General features: G+C 46.1%; 13 protein-coding genes. 10 read left to right on the forward strand and 3 right to left on the reverse strand.

From position 1 onward, the window contains the following. Nucleotides 1–45 precede the first annotated feature (45 nt). From A8708_RS01840 to A8708_RS01860, 5 genes are all read left to right on the forward strand, one after another. On the forward strand, nt 46–2,751 hold the full coding sequence (locus tag A8708_RS01840; protein ID WP_068661843.1) for a UxaA family hydrolase: 2,706 nt from the start codon (nt 46–48) through the stop codon (nt 2,749–2,751). 31 nt (nt 2,752–2,782) lie between these two features. Continuing rightward, a complete protein-coding gene (locus tag A8708_RS01845) occupies nt 2,783–3,748 on the forward strand; it encodes an aldo/keto reductase (RefSeq protein ID WP_068661844.1) in 966 nt (321 codons plus the stop codon). A gap of 242 nt (nt 3,749–3,990) precedes the next feature. Continuing rightward, nucleotides 3,991–4,827, forward strand: coding sequence for an amidohydrolase family protein (locus A8708_RS01850; RefSeq protein ID WP_068661845.1), 837 nt, complete (start codon nt 3,991–3,993; stop codon nt 4,825–4,827). Nucleotides 4,828–4,878: 51 nt separating this feature from the next. Then, nucleotides 4,879–5,562 (forward strand): GntR family transcriptional regulator, encoded by a 684-nt coding sequence (locus tag A8708_RS01855; protein WP_068661846.1) that lies wholly within the window; start codon nt 4,879–4,881, stop codon nt 5,560–5,562. A 98-nt stretch (nt 5,563–5,660) separates the two neighbouring features. Then, nucleotides 5,661–6,764 (forward strand): mandelate racemase/muconate lactonizing enzyme family protein, encoded by a 1,104-nt coding sequence (locus A8708_RS01860; protein WP_068661847.1) that lies wholly within the window; start codon nt 5,661–5,663, stop codon nt 6,762–6,764. A 143-nt stretch (nt 6,765–6,907) separates the two neighbouring features. Here the strand turns inward: A8708_RS01860 and A8708_RS01865 are convergent, their stop codons facing one another. Continuing rightward, nucleotides 6,908–8,632 (reverse strand): P-loop domain-containing protein, encoded by a 1,725-nt coding sequence (locus A8708_RS01865; protein ID WP_068661848.1) that lies wholly within the window; start codon nt 8,630–8,632, stop codon nt 6,908–6,910. 446 nt (nt 8,633–9,078) lie between these two features. Here A8708_RS01865 and A8708_RS01870 point away from each other — a divergent pair, with 446 nt between their 5' ends. Beyond that, the gene (locus A8708_RS01870) at nt 9,079–10,242 is read left to right on the forward strand and encodes a DUF4317 domain-containing protein (RefSeq protein WP_068661849.1); all 1,164 of its coding nucleotides are present in this window, start codon (nt 9,079–9,081) and stop codon (nt 10,240–10,242) included. 61 nt (nt 10,243–10,303) lie between these two features. Here the strand turns inward: A8708_RS01870 and A8708_RS01875 are convergent, their stop codons facing one another. Both A8708_RS01875 and A8708_RS01880 read right to left on the reverse strand, forming a co-directional pair. After that, nucleotides 10,304–11,173 (reverse strand): AraC family transcriptional regulator, encoded by an 870-nt coding sequence (locus A8708_RS01875; protein WP_068661850.1) that lies wholly within the window; start codon nt 11,171–11,173, stop codon nt 10,304–10,306. Nucleotides 11,174–11,190: 17 nt separating this feature from the next. Beyond that, nucleotides 11,191–11,757: a helix-turn-helix domain-containing protein gene (locus A8708_RS01880; protein WP_068661851.1), complete on the reverse strand. Its 567-nt coding sequence runs from the start codon at nt 11,755–11,757 to the stop codon at nt 11,191–11,193. 220 nt (nt 11,758–11,977) lie between these two features. Here A8708_RS01880 and tdh point away from each other — a divergent pair, with 220 nt between their 5' ends. The 4 genes from tdh (at nt 11,978) to A8708_RS01900 (ending at nt 17,794) form a co-directional block, all read left to right on the forward strand. Continuing rightward, nucleotides 11,978–13,072 (forward strand): L-threonine 3-dehydrogenase, encoded by a 1,095-nt coding sequence (gene tdh / locus A8708_RS01885; protein ID WP_068661852.1) that lies wholly within the window; start codon nt 11,978–11,980, stop codon nt 13,070–13,072. Beyond that, nucleotides 13,050–14,225, forward strand: a complete 1,176-nt coding sequence (locus tag A8708_RS01890; protein WP_068661853.1) for a glycine C-acetyltransferase — start codon at nt 13,050–13,052, stop codon at nt 14,223–14,225. The genes tdh and A8708_RS01890 overlap by 23 nt, the downstream gene beginning before the upstream one ends. Nucleotides 14,226–14,358: 133 nt before the next feature. Further along, nucleotides 14,359–15,372 carry a M14 family zinc carboxypeptidase gene (locus A8708_RS01895; protein WP_068661854.1) on the forward strand — a complete coding sequence of 338 codons (1,014 nt, stop codon included), beginning with the start codon at nt 14,359–14,361 and terminating at the stop codon, nt 15,370–15,372. Between the two features lie 214 nt (nt 15,373–15,586). Next, entirely contained in the window at nt 15,587–17,794 is a 2,208-nt protein-coding gene (locus tag A8708_RS01900; protein ID WP_068661855.1) for a helix-turn-helix domain-containing protein, read from the forward strand. Nucleotides 17,795–17,920: the final 126 nt, after the last annotated feature.

Raw genomic sequence — 17,920 nt, forward strand, 5'->3', positions numbered from 1 at the left:
TATATACTCGGAAATAGAAATTTTCATCAAAGGAGTCAATCATCGATGGACGTTGTTTACCAATTTGAAGAAGTAGCGAGACTTCCCTTGCCCGAGGATAACTGCGCCGTTGCGATTCGCCAATTGAACGCGGGAACCGTTATTCTATATGAAGGTCAATCCCTTACCTTGGATTATACCGTAATGGAAGGCCATCGGTTTGCTGTGAAAGCGATTGCAGCTGGTGAAAATCTACTCTCGTGGCATTTGCCTTTTGGAATAGCGCTTAAACCGATTCAACCCGGTCATTACGTAATCAATGAAACCGTATTGGAAGCGCTTAGTGTGCGCCAGTTGACATTCGCAGTGCCAGATGCGCCCAATTTCGGTGATCAAATTCCTCCATACATCTTTGATGAGGAGAACTTCCAGCCAGCTCCAGCTTCGCCAGCTTATACGGAGACGCCTACGTTCATGGGCTATCGCCGCCATGAAGATCGCGGAGTTGGTACACGGAATTACATCGTATTGCTCGGTACCACCTCGCACACGGGGAGTTATGTGAATGAGCTTGCTGCTCGTCTACAAGCCGATTGGAAGAACGATTCAAATATAGACGGGATAGTTCCCGTCGCGCACACGGAAGGCGGCATTGAGAAGCCGAATAACGTGGAGTTGCTGCTAAGGACTCTCGCGGGGTTCATGGTCAACCCGAACGTTGGCGCGGTATTAGTAGTCGATTATGGGAATGAGTCGGTAACGAACAAGATGGTGGAAGCTTACGCTCACGAACATAACTACCCGATCGACGAAGTGCTTCACAAGTTCGTTTCACTCACAGGGAGTTTTGAGGAGGAGCTGCTTAAAGGTGAAGCGTTAGTACGAGAATGGCTGCCAACGGTCAGTGCCATGCAGCGGACACCAGAATCCATCCGTCACTTGCGATTTGGTTTGCAGTGCGGCGGTTCAGACGCATTTTCTGGCGTATCCGCCAATCCCCTCCTCGGCTGGATCTCGGAGCAATTGGTTCGTTACGGCGGTGGGGCTAGCTTGGCCGAAACCGATGAATTGATTGGCGCAGAGCCCCATGTGTTGTCCAAAGTGCGCAACGTGGAAACCGCTCGCAAATTTCTGGAGCTTGTGAATCGATTTAAGGAACGTACATCCTGGCACGGAACTAGCGCAGAAGGCAACCCGTCCGGTGGCAATATGTATCGCGGTTTGTACAACATCTATCTCAAATCCATAGGCGCCGCCATGAAGAAAGACCCCACAACCCGAATCGACTTTGCAACCGAGTACGGGGAGATCATGAAGGATGGCGGCTACTATTTCATGGACAGCCCAGGCAATGATCTGGAGAGTATCGCTGGACAAGTGGCAGCAGGCTGCAATGTCATCTTCTTTACGACGGGCAATGGTTCGATCACGAACTTTCCGTATGTGCCAACTGTCAAAGTGGTCACGACAACTCGCCGCTTCCAATTGTTGTCGAACGATATGGATGTGAACGCGGGGCAGTATCTGGAAGGCAAGTCGATGGAAGAGCTGGGCCAGGAAGTGTTTGAACTAGCGATCCGAATTGCATCTGGACAGCGAAGTGTCGGCGAAAAGGCAGGTCATGCTCAGGTACAGATTTGGCGTAACTGGCAGCAGAGCGATGCGAGCCAGCTCAAGACGCTGCTTCACCCTCCTGTACCGACTGGAGCTCCGATAGAAATTGGGGATTGGGCTGCTGTAACGACAGTTGACCCGATTCAGTTTTCTTTTACACGCCATCGGGATCGACAATCTAGTGATAGCATCGGCTTGATCGTGCCGACAAGTCTTTGTGCGGGACAGGTCGCGGGCATGATTACACGGAGTCTGAATAAACAAGGAACAGGGCAGCCCGAACTCTCACGCTTTGTCACATTGGCGCACACAGAAGGCTGCGGCACATCAGGAGGGCCAGCTGAATCGCTGTTTGCCCGTACGATGATCGGTTATATGACGCATCCGATGGTGGAGCATTGTTTGCTTCTGGAGCATGGTTGCGAGAAAACGCATAACGACTACATGCGCCATCAGATGGAAGTGATGGGCGTCGATGCGAGCCGGCTCGGTTATGCCAGCATTCAACTCGACGGTGGTATTGCCAAGGTGAGTGAGAAGGTCGAATCTTGGTTCGCCGATCGAGTGACTGCAGCTGCTCCAGCGGAGAAGGTGACGGTCGGTCTAGACGGACTGCGGATCGGTATCGTAAGTGTTGGCCCCGTTTCGGAAGATGCGGCGGAGCAGTTGGCACTACTAACCAAGATAATTGTCGGGGCAGGAGGTATGGTCGTCGTTCCCGAGAACAGTGAGTTGCTTACTGCAGCTGCGTTCGGCAAGCATCTATTGAACGTGTCCCAAGTTCAGCCGTCTATCGCTTACGGGGAACATGTCCGCCATAATGGATTCCACATCATGGAGACCCCTACAACGCATGGGGTAGAGACGATAACAGGACTCGCTGCAACAGGGGTGGAATTAATCATTGCGTTGATCGGTGATCGTCCGATGCAGACACACCCTTTCGTCCCGATGCTGCAAATAACTTCGGAGCAGGACGTGCTGCGTAACTATCAGCAAGATGTTGATTTGGTGTTGGCGGGTAACCCGAGCTTATGGGGGAATCATATTCTCGAGCGCAGCAAACAAATTTTGGAACATACGTATGTACCACGTCTCTATCTACAAGGAAATATCGATTTTCAAATGACGCGGGGCTTCCTAGGCGTGTCGTTATAATGCCGATCATATAGAAAGTGAGGAACACACCATGTCGAACGAATTATTAACCAAACGCCAGCTTGGCAGTACCGGCTTACTCGTAACACCGCTATGTATTGGAGCTGCTCCACTCGGGGATATGCCAGAAACTTTTCAATATAGTATTTCGGAAGAACAAGCGCTGGAGACGCTGCGCAGCGCCTTCGAAAGTTCAATCAACTTTCTCGATACGGCTGCGGCATATGGCGAAGGAGAGAGCGAGCGGCGAATCGGCAAGGCGATTCAAGCGAATGGCGGACTTCCGGCTGGATTCATACTGGCAACCAAAGCCGACCGCGACTTCAATACAGGAGATTTCAGCGGCGAACAGATCAAACGCTCCATCGAAGGAAGTCTCGAACGTTTAGGACTTGACCGTCTGCAATATGTTTATATCCACGATCCAGAACACAGTACCTTCGAGAATGTGATGGGAGCAGGCGGGCCGTTAGAAGTGCTACAAAAATTCCAAGAGCAGGGAGTCATCGATCACATCGGTATGTCCGGCGGACCGATCGATATGCTCATTCGCTATGTTGAAACGGGAGCGTTCAGCGCAGTTGAAACCCACAATCGTTATACACTTCTTAATCGAGCAGCCGAACCTTTGCTTGATGTCGCAAGTCGCTTGGGGGTAGCAGTCGTTAATGCCGCTCCGTATGGCAGCGGCATATTGGCCAAAGGACCGGATGCATACGCCCGTTATGCTTATAGCGATGCGCCGCCAACTGTATTGGAGAGGGCGCGTAAGTACGCCAAGATTTGCCAGGAATACGATGTTCCGCTGGCTGCCGCCGCACTTCAATTCTCGCTTCGCGACCCGCGAATCGTCAGCACTGTTGTCGGCATGTCGAAGCCGGATCGGGTAGCTCAAACCATCGAACTCGCGAATTTCCCGATCCCTCCGGAGCTGTGGTCGGCGTTTGAAGTCATCGGATTCGATACAGATGATCCCGAAAAGGATCGCGTTCTGTAGATCAAATTGTGACCGAGTCCCCTGGGGGATTCATCGTTAATCGGATCCATAAACTCGTCCCGAAGAGTATGGCTTTGGGGCGGGATTTTATTAACTTCTTAATTGCGTGGTGGTATTCCCTCATTAGCTCTCATCATCTCGTTGACAAAAAATGAAAGAGCATTTAGTATTAAAATCATACACGATATATTAAATAAGATTTATTGGAAAAATAAAGAACAGAAACGGAGGAAGACTCGCAATTGAGAATCGATGCGCATCAACATTATTGGAAGCTTTCTCGTGGCGATTACGGCTGGTTATCACCAGAATTGCCCGTGCTCTATAGGGATTACTTGCCTGATGATCTAACAAAGGAATTGATTCATAACGGAATTACGAAAACCATCGCTGTTCAAGCTGCGCCAACGGTTGAAGAGACAGCGTATCTGTTAAGCCTCTGTGAGAGGCATGATACAATAGCTGGCGTAGTCGGATGGCTGGACTTTGACTCGAACACCTTTCAAGAACTATATGCCACATTGCGTCCCAATCCATATTTCGTAGGAATTCGGATTATGCTTCAGGATATTGATGCGGACTCTTATGTTTTCCGTCCTCAGGTGATCGCGAACTTGCAGTTCTTAGCGGAGCAACAGTTTCCTGTTGATCTACTGATCAAGTCACACCAGTTCCCTGCAATTGTGAAAATGTTGGAGAGGATTCCAACGTTGAAAGCTGTCATCGATCATATTGGAAAGCCGCAAATAGCGATCCAAGAAAAGGAACAATGGCAAGCATCACTCGTTGAAGTTGCAGCCTATCCCAATATATATTGCAAATTGTCCGGCATGGTAACAGAAGCAGATCATTCGAATTGGAAGGAATCTGTCTTCACGGGTTATATCCGTCATACGCTCGACGTTTTCGGGGGCAAAAGAGTGATGTTCGGCAGTGATTGGCCAGTATGCTTATTGGCTGCTAGCTATTCGCAGGTATTGGATATCGTAAATCGCAATTTGCCAATCGAATTAACAGACGACGAGAAGGAAGATATTTTCGGTAACAATGCAAGTCGTTTCTACAATTTGAATAATTGATAACCCTCCATCATACATGATATATTCGTGGAAAGGAGTGGGATGGACGACATGGCAACTAAAATTAACCGAGTGAACGTAACGGAAGAAATTTATCGGATTGTCAAAGAGGATATTTTAACGCATAAATTGCCTGCCGGTGAAAAAATTAATATTGACCAGCTAGCCCGAACGTTAGAAGTTAGCAATATTCCAATACGTGAAGCGCTCTCTCGGCTGCAATCAGAAGGATACTTACATATGGTTCCTTTTAAAGGGATGTATGTGAATCTGATGAGTCTTCAGCAATTAAACGAATTGTTCGAGATCAGATTGCGGCTGGAGCCTCTCGCTGTAGAAAAAGCTGTCCTCCAAATTCCGGATGAGAAGCTTGCGAGATTAAGCGAAACCTTGAATGCCATTCGATCCAATTTATCGGCACGCCCTAATGAGGGCTTAGCTTCAATCGAGGAAATGAACGTGTCCATTCATGGTACCATTCTTGCGTATTGCGATAATATTAGCCTGCAAAACTTGGTGAGAGGTTACATCGAGCAGATTCAACGATATCTAACGTTCATTAAAATCAATCTGGATGTGGACAATCGAGAAGTGGAATGGGCTGAGCATAACGCCATTTTGCAGCAATTGATTGAGCGAGACGTCAATGGTGCATCTGCAGCCATGTATGGTCATATCAGCCTCTCTCAAAAGAGGGCAAATATCCATTTCATGAATACGGTAGGATCGCAGTAACAGTTAGATAACTTGTACGTAAAACGTACGGTTATTTCACGCAAATTATCATACACGATACATTATAAATGATTAATGAGAGGCAGGAGTCATTTACCATGAAAATTACAAAAGTTGAAAGCTTTATTCTGCACGTACCATTGAACCCGCCGATTACTGATGCGATTAATTCACCTACTCATTGGGGCTTGCCTGGTGTTCGCATTTTTACAGATGAGGGCATTGTCGGTTATGGGTATACAGGCACCTGCGCACATGGCGATACCATGATTACGGACACGATTGATCACTATTACGCGCCTGTCCTGCTTGGCAAAGATCCATTTCAGGTGAAAGAAATTTGGGATGAACTCCGTTTTGGTAAAATGCATTGGATCGGTCGCGCGGGTATCACGCATATGGCACTTGCCGCTGTTGATATTGCCCTATGGGATGTGATGTCCAAGGCAGCGGGCAAACCGCTGTGGCAATATCTTGGCGGTCATAAGTCCAAAGATAAAGGAATTAAAGCCTACAACACCAATGGGGGTTGGCTGAACTGGACCCAAGAAAGACTGCTGAAAGACATTAGCTCCTATGTCGAAGAAGGTTTTACAGGAGTGAAAATGAAAGTTGGCAAACCTAACACACAGGAAGATTATGATCGCGTGAAGGCAGTGCGGGAACTCATTGGGAAAGATATTATCCTCATGATCGACGTGAATCAGCAATGGAATATCAATACAGCTATGACTTGGGGAAAAAAGTTAGAGGAGTTCGACTTGTTCTGGCTGGAAGAGCCGCTGAACCCGGACGATATTCTTGGACATAAAAAGTTAGCCGATGTTCTCAACGTTCCGATTGCACTTGGCGAACATGTCTACAATAAATATGCATTCCGTGATTACATCCATAATGGCGCGGTTGAGTACGTGCAAGTCGATTGCACGCGCGTCGGCGGGATCACAGAATGGCTTCAAGTAGCAGGGCTTGCTGCAGCCTACGATCTGCCTGTCGTTCCACATGTTGGTGATATGGGACAAATTCATCAACATCTTGTCGGCGCTACGCAGAATGCCATTATGCTGGAGTACATTCCTTGGATTCGAGACATCTTCTTGGAACCTGCAACCGTCAAGAATGGTCACTACATCCTTCCAGAAATGCCAGGAGCTTCGACAGAGGTGATTCCGCAGTATTTTGAGAAGTATCGGGTGAAATAGATCCGAATTAAGAGGGCAGATGACAGTGGCATGGGCAGGAGTTAGAACCTATGGGGGAGCATAGCGTTATGCCATAACCTTATTCGGATAAATTTCGCGTTTTTTCTCCGAATAGGATGATGGCATAACGTTATTTTTAAAGGCTATACATTTTGACTACTATGCTCCGACTTAATAAAATTCACATGTTTCATTCGGTTTAAGACAGCTAACACTTCATGCATCCTCGGTAATTCAAGCCACCTGTCGAAACCAGGGAAGAAGGAAGAGAATACAATGTCCACGCCTTCTCTCTCCATATCTTCGAGTGCTTTTCTAATCTTCTCATGGGGCAAGATGAGGCGATCCTGATTACTTATCGCGATTTTTCGAAGTAGGAAGGCAATAGCGACAAGCTGCGCGTTGGATGTGATGTTGTAAAGCCCTCTGATATCTACTTGTTCATCCCCCATCCCGATGTATCCCATGGTTGAAACCGTCAACTTCTCTGTACCGCTGCCTTGTGGATAGCTCGAGAAGTGATCACTGGTTATTAGTCTTTCTATGTCCCAATGGGTATAGGGAATACGTTCTCGTGGTTTGTCGTTTTCACATAAACGTTTGGCTTCCTGTGTTACGTTCGTCGCCACAAAATTGTCCATCAGGATAATTTGATCGGCAACGGATAGAAATTCACCGCTACCTCCAATCACAAGAACGGAAGATACGTGGGCAGCCTCATAAAGCTCTCTGACACGTTCTGTAAAAGGTGTAATGGGTTCACGTTTGATTAATGAACGCATTTTGATATCTTGAATCATGAAATTCGTCGCACTTCGGTCTTCATCAATAAGAAGAAGTTTACATCCGTAGTTGATCGCCTCCATAATATTGGCCGCTTGTGACGTGGAACCTGAGGCATAGTCCGTTGAAAACTGTTCCGCCGAACCATGTGGGATCCATTTGATGAAAGGCGTAATATTCATATTTTTTATAGAACGGCCTTCCTCAGCGGATATTTCCATGGCAGTGGGATCTGTAATCACAAATTCTCGCCCGTCGCCTAGGATGTGATTGTAAATCCCTGAATTTAGCGCATCCAGCATGGTGCTTTTACCCGAATAACCACCACCCGTGATGACGGTCACACCTCGACTTATTCCCATTCCGCGCAACCCACAAATTTCAATTTCAATATCGTCCGGGGATGTAAAAGGCAATGCGCCTGCAAGTGGTCCGTTGCCCTCTTTATTTCTTGGTAAAATGCTCCCATTCGCAATAAACGCACAGTAACTGCTTGTTTTCAGCCATTCGCGGATCCTATTCTGTTGATTTACCAAGTCATAGGCAGCATTTAATTGGTGAAGATCCCATGTGGTAATGAACTCTTCTACTTCTTTCGGAAGCATTTTGCAGAGCATGCGCATCGCTTTATCATTATTTTTGAAGGGGAGTTGGACTGTAATCATTAAACACAGATACCATGTGTCCGAAATGACTTTGACATGGGAGGCATTACGCTGCAACACCACATTGGTTGGATGAAAACAATAAAAAGCACCATTTTCTTTATCCGATCGTGACCGATTATAAATCAATTGATTTAATGCTTCAATATGATCACCCCATCGTCGTAATGCCCAATCGGAGAGAACAATCTCATTCTTATTTTCATCTAATCCGAGACGGTCAAAAGGTATTTGTATCGTGATACATGGTATATCCAGTGAGAGTTTATGTGTCCTTTCAATGTGATAGGCGACATCGTTATACCAATAGGTTGGATCAGAGATCATCTCCCCTTGATCATAATAGGAACCTTCATAAATCACACCGTAAGTTGATTGTCCTGATTGTAATTCGCGAAAATAATGAGCGAGTCTTTTCATAAAGCATCATCCTTTCCTAGTAGAAAAGCAGTGAATTACGGTCATAAAAAAAACAGCCACTCTGAGAGTGGCTGTCATAGACCGGCAAGAAAGTTGAAACGTTCTTTCTGCCCCATAATAAAAGCTCCGAGAGTGAATCCTACCCTCACAGCCAAATGTATTCGTAGAAAGAATGACTAAAAAGTACGATGAGGATAGGACGTATATGTTGTTGTTTTCATTGTCCTCACCTCATTACGATGTATTTGTTCAGCAACATAAACATAACATTAAGATTACCCTCCATAAAGGGAAAGAATAATTATAATTAAGTTAGACGCTGAATAGATTTTCTCAAACATGTTGAGAAATCTATCATAATGAATTAACATACAGGAAGTGTTCATCCATGTATGTTGGATAGCATATGGATGCTATTTCACTTTTTAGGAGCTGACTAACGGATTATGATTAAGAAAGAAATCGCACATATTCGCAAACATTTTAAATTGGATAACGAAATGCTAAAAATTTACGATATTTTTAACGTGTATATCATGAAAGAAACCAACGAGATTTACCATTATGAACGCCAACCGTTCGCCTTAGTGGATAGAGAAAAACAAGAATTGTATATGGCTAATTTCAAAAAATTATTGACGGGCGAATTAGATCAGAAGATGTACGAGTTGCGGTTTCAGGAGGCGGCGGAGCAGCCTACACAAGTGCTTCTACATCAAGCTTTGGTGACAGGTAATCCGGAAGAATGGCAAGATCTCATGCTATTGTTGGTGGATAAAATGTTGGCGGATACCATCTACGAACAGGATACTGTGATTACTTTTGTTCGCGGCCAATATGCAAATCCAACCAAAAGCAGGAACGAAGATGCCATGGAGAGCGAGAAGAACGAGATGTTCTCGAATCTATTCATTCTATGCAGCGTGAATTCTACGGAACAACAGAAGAAAACGCTCATGTTTGATTATGTGGAGAGAGAATTTAAATATAATGTTTTTGTAGATCCCATCATCAAATTAAACACGCCGGAGCAAGGGTTTTTCTATCCTAGTGTGACGGACAACTATTCCGATGTGAATCGCATTCTGTATTGCTCGGGGAGAGCGCATGAACCCAATTGGCAGTTTATTGATCAAGTGTTGAATGCCGAGAAGACCGTGACAGCATTAGAAGAGAGAGCAATATTTGAAGACATCGTAAATGAGTTGGCAGGGGATCAACTGGATGCCGCGACGATCGCGCATGTCTATGAAGAGATTCATCGGGTCATCGAGTCTAATGAGGAGGAAGAGCCTCCGAAGTTGGACTACAAAGATGTGGAACGCATTCTGGCGACGAGTGGTGTGGAGAACGTAACGATGGAAAGAGTGGAACGAGCGTTCCAAAATGTCGTAGACGACAAAAACTATGAACTCAAAGCGAGCAGCGTTATGCCCAAGTTCACATCGAAATCGATTAAGATTGAAACAAAGGTAGCTACGATCACGGTAAGTCCGCAAGATTTAAGGTACGTCAGACAAGTGAATTATCAAGGAAAACGCTGTATTATGATTGAGGTTGACGAAGACGTCGTAATTGAAGGATTTACGCTTACGATGGAGACGTTGTAGATGTAGAAATGAGGACGATCACGCAGAAAGGAACAGAGTGAAATCACCCGCTGCGGGATCGTTAATAAGAAGCTTCACGATATTCCCGGGGGGTAACCCCGGTTTTTTTCTTAAATAAGCGATGAAAAAACTTCAGATCGTTATACCCCACAGCCCCGCAAATATCCCCTACACTCATGTTGGTACTAGTCAGCTTGCTACAAGCAGCTTCCATACGAATGTTCTGCAAGTATTCGGTAAAACTCATGCCGGTCTGGTGCCGGAAGAGACGGCTGAACTGTCGCTCGCTAAGATTGGCTTGCGTTGCCAACTTGCTTAATCGGATCTCAGCTGCATAATTACAGTCAATGAAAGAAACTGCTTCATCTACGCTTAGCCATTGCGGGCGATGCCTCGTATCTGTATGTATCTGCAAGTGGTGTCGATATAAGAGCATGAATATTCGCGCAACAAGCGAGCTTAGAACGACCAAGTATCCGGGCGGTTTAGCAGAAAATTCTTGGTATAGCTCTCGGAATAGGGCATGGTTTTCCCCTGATGTATCTTGAATGGAGAACCAAGGCAAGGTGCCATTCAGAAACAAGTCAAAGATTTCGGCAGCCTGTGGAAAGCTAGCTCGTAATTCCGACACATACGAAACAGGAAACAAGCAATTGTAAACGATGAGAGGTAAGTCCTTCTTGGAGGTCTTAGGTCGAAATACATGGCTTTGTCCAACTGGAATGAAAAAGAGTGTTCCATAGCCAACAGGAACGGCCTCACCAGCAATATAGTGTACACCAGCGCCTTCGCTCACATATGTGATCTCGATAAATTCGTGAGAATGCTCGATCAGCTCAAACGTCTCGTATGCGCGGTTCACATAGATGGGTATGCCTGGTTCAAAATAACTTTCCCCTGACATGACAAAACTGCTGCGTTTCATGCTCATACTTAAACTCCTATCGATTATGAAGGATATACAATTATCGTATGGTACATGGTTTTGACATCTTCGGTATTTCGGTACGTATGTGGTTGGTCAGCGGAGAAATGAATAGCATCGCCGACCGACATCTGGAAAGTTTCTTGGTGGAACGTCACTTCGAGTCCGCCTTGCATCATAAGGATGTATTCCTCGACGCCTTCATTGTGCGGCTCCGATGCGTGGCTGCAGCCGGGATCCATCTCGACGGTATAGATTTCGAATTGCTTCTTCTGGTCAAAAGGGATGAGCGGGAATGCGCGATAGTGGCCGTCTTCTTCCATGAGAGGCTCCTTGTCGGAGAAGCGGAAATGCGTTACCTTAGGCTCTTCATCTTCAATCAGCGATGTAAATGAAATATGCAGGCCATTAACGATCTTCCAAAGGATCGAGATGGTTGGATTCGAGTCCCCGCGTTCGATTTGGCCGAGCATGGCTTTGCTTACGCCAGTCAACTCCGCCACCTGATCTAAGCTTAACGACCTTGCTTTACGAATCGCTTGCAAGCTTTTGCCAATTTTCTTATGAATCTGTTCATGCTCTTGTTCCAATTACAGTTCCTCCTGCCTACCAAACGGATACGGTCGATTTTATATTCCTCATTATAAACCAACCCAACCTATTGGCAAACAAATCGTAGAAAATGATTCTCTTATAGGCGAAATGCCTATATACATTATAGCGCACATATGTATAATATAGTGTATATGTTATATAGCGCACAAAAAATACATCATAACGCACTTATGTGCGAGACAGGAGGAGAATGCGATGGGAACGATGATGGGGTTGGTTAAAGCGCATCGGGCACCGGGAGCAACTCTGAGAGAGTTGCCGATTCCAAGCTATGGACGGGATGAAGTGTTAGTAAGAGTTAAGGCAACATCGATTTGCGGAACGGATATGCACATTTACAATTGGGATTCTTGGGCGGAAAAGACAGTCGTTACACCGAATGTATTTGGTCATGAATTCGCTGGAATCGTCGCGGGGGTGGGTGCCCATGTGAAGAATGTGAAGCTTGGGGACCATATATCTGCCGAAGGTCATATGATCTGCGGTGTCTGCAAAACGTGTCGTACGGGCAATGGACACGTCTGTCCGAACACACGCAGTTTCGGGATTACAGCGCCGGGGTGCTTCGCGGAATTCGCAGTTGTAAGGGCGACTAACGTGATCCATAATCGTGGGGACATGCCTTTCGAGATTGGCTGCTTGCAGGATCCGTTAGGCAATGCGGTGCAAACGGTGCTCTCAGGAGATATCGTCGGTAAGTCGGTTGCCATTATTGGTGTAGGGCCAATCGGGCTGATGGCTGTCGCCGTTGCGAAGGCAAGTGGAGCAGGCTTGGTCATTGCGGCTGACATAAATCCCTATCGATTAGGATTGGCCGAGCGAATGGGAGCAGATATCACGATCAACAGCACACAAACTCCACTTGATCAAGCCCTTATGGAAGCTACTGGAGGTGAAGGTGCCGAGGTCGTGCTAGAAATGTCTGGGCATCCGGATGCCATTCGCGCTGGCTTCGAAGCTGCAGCTCCTGCTGCCCGAGTATCTTTGCTCGGAATACCGAGCAAAGAGGTTTCGCTTGACTTATCCAAACATATTATCTTCAAAGGGCTTCGGATAGAAGGGATAACAGGCCGCCGCATGTACCAAACCTGGTATCAGCTGAAAGGGCTAATTGACCAGAAGCGAATCGATCTGCGCCCACTTATCACGCATACATTTACGTTGGACCGTTATGAGGAAGCATTTGATCTAATGGCTTCCGGACGATGTGGCAAAGTGATATTCACACACGACAACATACCGCTGAGGCAGAAGGAGGAATTCGAATATGGCCAATTGGGGCGCGCTTGAGCGTGAACTGGAGCAATTGAAGAAGGAGGGGCGTTATCGTCCAATTACGGTTTGGGAGACAGGTTCTGACACCTGGATGAATATCGGCGGTCGGCGTGTCCTGCAGATGTCTTCGAATAACTACTTGGGGCTGACGAATCATCCGGATTTGAAAAAGGCAGCCATCGAGGCCATCGAGCAATATGGAGTTGGCAGTGGGTCGGTTCGAACGATAACGGGTACGTTGCACATTCATGACCAGTTGGAGCAAGAACTTGCAGCATTCAAGGAAACGGAAGCTGCTCTGGTATTCCAATCTGGCTTCACAACGAACCAAGGTGTGATGACAATTCTGGGGGCTGACGATGTCGTCATCAGCGACGAGTTGAATCATGCCAGCATCATCGACGGTATCCGGTTGACCAAGGCGCAGCGCCGCATTTATGCGCATAGGGATATGGACCAGCTCGAGGCGGTGCTTCGCGAGTGCGGGTCGTTTGCGAAACGCGTCGTGGTAACCGACGGCGTGTTCAGCATGGACGGAGACATCGCACCGCTCCCGGCAATTGTAGAACTGGCGGAGAAATACGACGCCATCGTGTTTGTCGACGACGCACATGCGAGCGGCGTGTTGGGACGTAACGGCAAAGGTTCGACTGACCACTTTGGCTTGAAAGGACGCGTACATATTCAAGTAGGTACGTTGTCTAAAGCAGTTGGAGCGGTTGGCGGGTATGCTGCTGGCGACCAGGTGTTGAAGGATTTTCTAATCCAGAAAGCACGTCCATTCCTGTTCAGCACTTCGGCGCCTCCAGCGGTGGCCGCAACCTGTTTAGCTGCAATTCGCGTGCTGAGACGAAGCGAATCGTTGATCGGTCAGCTATGGTCGAATGCGACTTACTTCCGCACCAAGGTGCGGGCGCTTGGTTTCAATACTGGCGGCAGCGAGACGCCAATCGTGCCCGTCATCGTCGGCGATCCGGCGAAGACGATGTTGTTCTCGGATTTACTGCTGCAGCAAGGTGTGTTCGCGCAAGGCATCGTCTTCCCGACAGTCGCGATGGATAAAGGTCGCGTGCGGTTCATTGTCACGGCGAATCATACGCGAGAGGATCTGGATTTCGCTATCGATGCGTTAGAGCTAGTTGGAAATAAGATTGGACTTTTGACATAGCTGGTCACTTTTGCGGAAACTGGTATTATTTTTAGCTAACATCAAAAATGGTTGAGCCATCTATAAAATCGGCCATACACGAGTCGGAGTGTTATCATTACAATGGAGCTATCAAGAGAAGGAGGGGCAACTCATGGATAGCTCATTTTGGAGGAGTACTTTAACAGATATTGAAGCATGTTTATCGATCGTTACGAAGGGGTCAGTCAAGCATCTCGTTACATCGGCAGGCGGGCGAGATATCCATTATGTGGAGTACGGTGCGAAAGAGGATTTGGGCCGTAAAGCGAATTATAATTCCGCCTGCGGAGCCCAAAGTCCTGAACATTATGCACGCAAAGGACGGGATAACAAACCTGTTCTTCTCATCGTAGGAGGGATTCATGGCGGGGAATTAGAGGGAATTACTGCTGTACTGAGCCTGATTAAGCTCCTTGAAACAGGTGAAGATTATCGAGGAAAACCCTACGAATATTTGATTGAACATGCACACCGATTTCGGCTGCTGCTTATTCCTTGCATGAATCCTGACGGTCGAGCGAGACTGCCAATTGATACGCTCATTGATGTACCTGCAGAGAAGGTAGTCTATTACATGCAGGGAACATGGAAGGACGGGACGCTATGCAGATGGCCCGACTGTAAGGCAGTTCATCCGATCAAGGACGCTTCGGATTTCCTAGGAACGTACTTTAATGACGATGGCGTTAATCTGATGCATGATAATTTTTTTGCTCCGATGGCGCGCGAGACAAGCGCTCTGCTGGGTCTTGCTGATGAAGAGGCGCCAGATTTCACACTTTTGCTTCACAGCGGTGCTAATAACAATGTACACCTACCGCCCATTTATCTTATTCCCAAATGGGTCATGCAGAAGCATCAAATGTTTAATCTTCAGCTTGAAAACGCCTATGCCCAACACGGCATTCCTTATTCCAATCTCGATCAGATCGTAGTAGATGACGGGAAATATCCTTTTCCTGCATTCAATTTAACTTCTGCCATCCATCATGTCTGCGGTGGAATGAGCATTACTTTCGAATCCAATACGGGTATGGACGCCCCACCACCGAAATTTACAGCCCATGAAATTCTGGATAGTCACCTGATTTTATTTGAAGAGGCATTCAAATTTATGAGGAAATAGGTAAACGATGCTATGAGATACAGCCCTAATCGTAAGGACAGCCGAGTGATTCGACTGTCTATTAGGCGCTTTTACGAAAGCTAGTATTTTTTTTAGAAAACGACGATTAGCTAACGAATATACCGTTTACACGATTCTAACCGTTTGTTAAGATATGGGTACCACTGGGAATTAAGAAAGCTGCAGTGATTATTCATGATGAAGTGGAGGTTGTATGAAAAATCTTCATCCCGTCCTTTTCATTCGGAATAATGCCAATTCTCTTTTTATGCGACTAATCGCGGGATTCCTTTGTATCATCGTTTTGTTCGCTTCCCTTACACTTTATTCCATGTCCGTTTCCAAAGAAAGCGTCAGGAAGGAGATTGTCAAATACAATACGCTGATGCTTGAAAGTACAAGGGAAAATTATGAAAATCACTTTAACTTGATCAAAAATCAAATGCTTCTGTTTTATTACAGCAAAGAAGTGCAAAATCTACATAAGTCCCCAAGCTATAGTAATTTCCCTTTAATCGTGCGAGATATAACAACTTGGGTCGGCAATCCTTATTTGTTTATAGAAAACATAGCCATTTATTCCAAGCAGAATGATATCGTCTTAGAAAAAGGCACGAGCACGAATGCAGAAGACATGTTTAGTAAGTTTTATTCGAGCAGCGAATATCCACTTGCATTCTGGAGGCAGCAATTCACGGAAAGTTACTCGAATCGGATTTTTCCATCTGCTGCAATGGTTAATACCATTTTTCGTGACCAGCCGCAGATATTAGGTGAGCTCATTCCAATTATATTCCGAGACAATGATCATCCGGACTTCTATATGGTTGTTTTTCTCAATGCCCAGAAGATGTATAAGGCGTTTCATCAAAGCATCTACGATGACTTTATCATTTACAATGATCTCGGCCAAGCGATCTTCGAGAGCCCTAACCAGGAGCCCTTCCTTTCCTATGATGAATTGCAGACACGTGGCGGCGTCGGTGAGTTCGTCCATGAGGATAAGTATTATTTTAAAATGAAGGGTGATGTGACGGGGTATCAATATGTGTACCGGGTGCTTGTCAAACGTATTGCGAGTCAATATCGATTGAACATTACCCTGATTGTAGCCGTGGTGGCGGCAATCTTGCTAAGCATATTGTTTTCTTTCTTATTTACTGCACGGATTAACAACCCGCTCAAAAAAGTAATCGAATCCATTCGTGATATGAACGAGCATGTACCTTACCGCTCGAATATCAAAGAATTTAACATTATAAGCAACGAACTTCACGGTAATCAGATGATTCGCAAGCAGCTGTCGTTTATCCATCATTTGAAAGCGATACGCAGCTCAGATCACGATACCGTCAGACTTGACTTTATCGACAAGCCATTCCTTTTTATTTTGTTTCAAATCAAGGCCAATAATATAGATGCCATTACACAGCCGGTGTTTCAGAAATGGCTCTATTACATGAAGACCTTCATTGACAGCAAGCTTAAGCCCTCATTTCCAGATGTACTGACATTTCAGGTGGAACATGATCAAATCTTGAGCTATGTGTTTACTGAAGCGATGGCAGATGTAGATGAGCTGTTGAATCAAATGAAAGATGTGTTCGATCATGATAGAGATCACGGTATCGTTACCATTGCGATCTCTTCGCTTCATTCAGCATCCATTCACCTAACGAAAGCTTATGAGGAAGTGCAGGATCTGGTAGGAGAACGTTTGTTAATTAATGAAACTCAAATCATTCGTAAACGAGCGGCAAGGCAAATGGCCGTTGGTTTTTCTCTGGATCAGGATAAAGAGTTTGATGCGAATTTGAAAGAAGGGAACGCTGCGCAGCTAACTGCACTTATGGAACGGTTGTATGCCAGATGGCAGGGGAAGGAATTTACAGCCGCCATGTTGATGCGTTTTGCTGAATCGATGGTAGGTAAGATCCGACATGCTGTGGTTCCCAATTATGCTGAGTCGGACCGTATAGAGGAAATCTTGCAGGGGTCGGATGATCGCATCCAGCTGTGCAACACGCTTCAAGATTTGGAGCAATTGTTGTTCGTATGGGTGATGGGGACAGCTGATGCAGTTCGGGTAAAAAAAGAGGAGAAGTATCCGGTCACTTCTTTCGTTATTGACTATATCAACGAGCACTTGTCGGAAGAAATTTATTTGGATGTATTGGCAGACAAGCTCAAGATGAGCAGTGGCTACTTGTCCTCGTATTTTAAAGGGAAAACAGGCAAGAACATCGTGGATTATATCAACGAAACCCGGATTGCCAGAGCGGCAAGCCTTCTCGCGGATAATCGGATCAAAGTGCATGATGCCGCCAAGACTGTTGGATATCAGAATATTACTTCTTTCAATCGGATGTTCAAGAAGTATACGGGTGTAACTCCAAGTGAGTATCGAAAGAGGCTTGGTTAACCAAAAGTGCCTAGAAAAGTAGCCTATTGAGCTTGTGCTCATTAGGCTTTTGTGCGCTTGGCAGCGCAACGACTAAGGAGTGAAAGTCTCCAGTACACCGCGAGGTGGCGGAAGTACATAGCCGAC

The organism is Paenibacillus oryzisoli (assembly GCF_001653565.1).
Taxonomy (GTDB): Bacteria; Bacillota; Bacilli; order Paenibacillales; family NBRC-103111; genus Paenibacillus_E; species Paenibacillus_E oryzisoli.

What these genes read in the sequence shown, in the direction of transcription:
- A8708_RS01875 (WP_068661850.1), bottom strand. Translation starts at nt 11,173, where the DNA reads ATGAGCATGAAACGCAGCAGTTTTGTCATGTCAGGGGAAAGTTATTTT.
- A8708_RS01845 (WP_068661844.1), top strand. Translation starts at nt 2,783, where the DNA reads ATGTCGAACGAATTATTAACCAAACGCCAGCTTGGCAGTACCGGCTTA.
- A8708_RS01840 (WP_068661843.1), top strand. Translation starts at nt 46, where the DNA reads ATGGACGTTGTTTACCAATTTGAAGAAGTAGCGAGACTTCCCTTGCCC.
- A8708_RS01855 (WP_068661846.1), top strand. Translation starts at nt 4,879, where the DNA reads ATGGCAACTAAAATTAACCGAGTGAACGTAACGGAAGAAATTTATCGG.
- A8708_RS01870 (WP_068661849.1), top strand. Translation starts at nt 9,079, where the DNA reads ATGATTAAGAAAGAAATCGCACATATTCGCAAACATTTTAAATTGGAT.
- tdh (WP_068661852.1), top strand. Translation starts at nt 11,978, where the DNA reads ATGGGAACGATGATGGGGTTGGTTAAAGCGCATCGGGCACCGGGAGCA.
- A8708_RS01865 (WP_068661848.1), bottom strand. Translation starts at nt 8,632, where the DNA reads ATGAAAAGACTCGCTCATTATTTTCGCGAATTACAATCAGGACAATCA.
- A8708_RS01890 (WP_068661853.1), top strand. Translation starts at nt 13,050, where the DNA reads ATGGCCAATTGGGGCGCGCTTGAGCGTGAACTGGAGCAATTGAAGAAG.
- A8708_RS01895 (WP_068661854.1), top strand. Translation starts at nt 14,359, where the DNA reads ATGGATAGCTCATTTTGGAGGAGTACTTTAACAGATATTGAAGCATGT.
- A8708_RS01860 (WP_068661847.1), top strand. Translation starts at nt 5,661, where the DNA reads ATGAAAATTACAAAAGTTGAAAGCTTTATTCTGCACGTACCATTGAAC.
- A8708_RS01900 (WP_068661855.1), top strand. Translation starts at nt 15,587, where the DNA reads ATGAAAAATCTTCATCCCGTCCTTTTCATTCGGAATAATGCCAATTCT.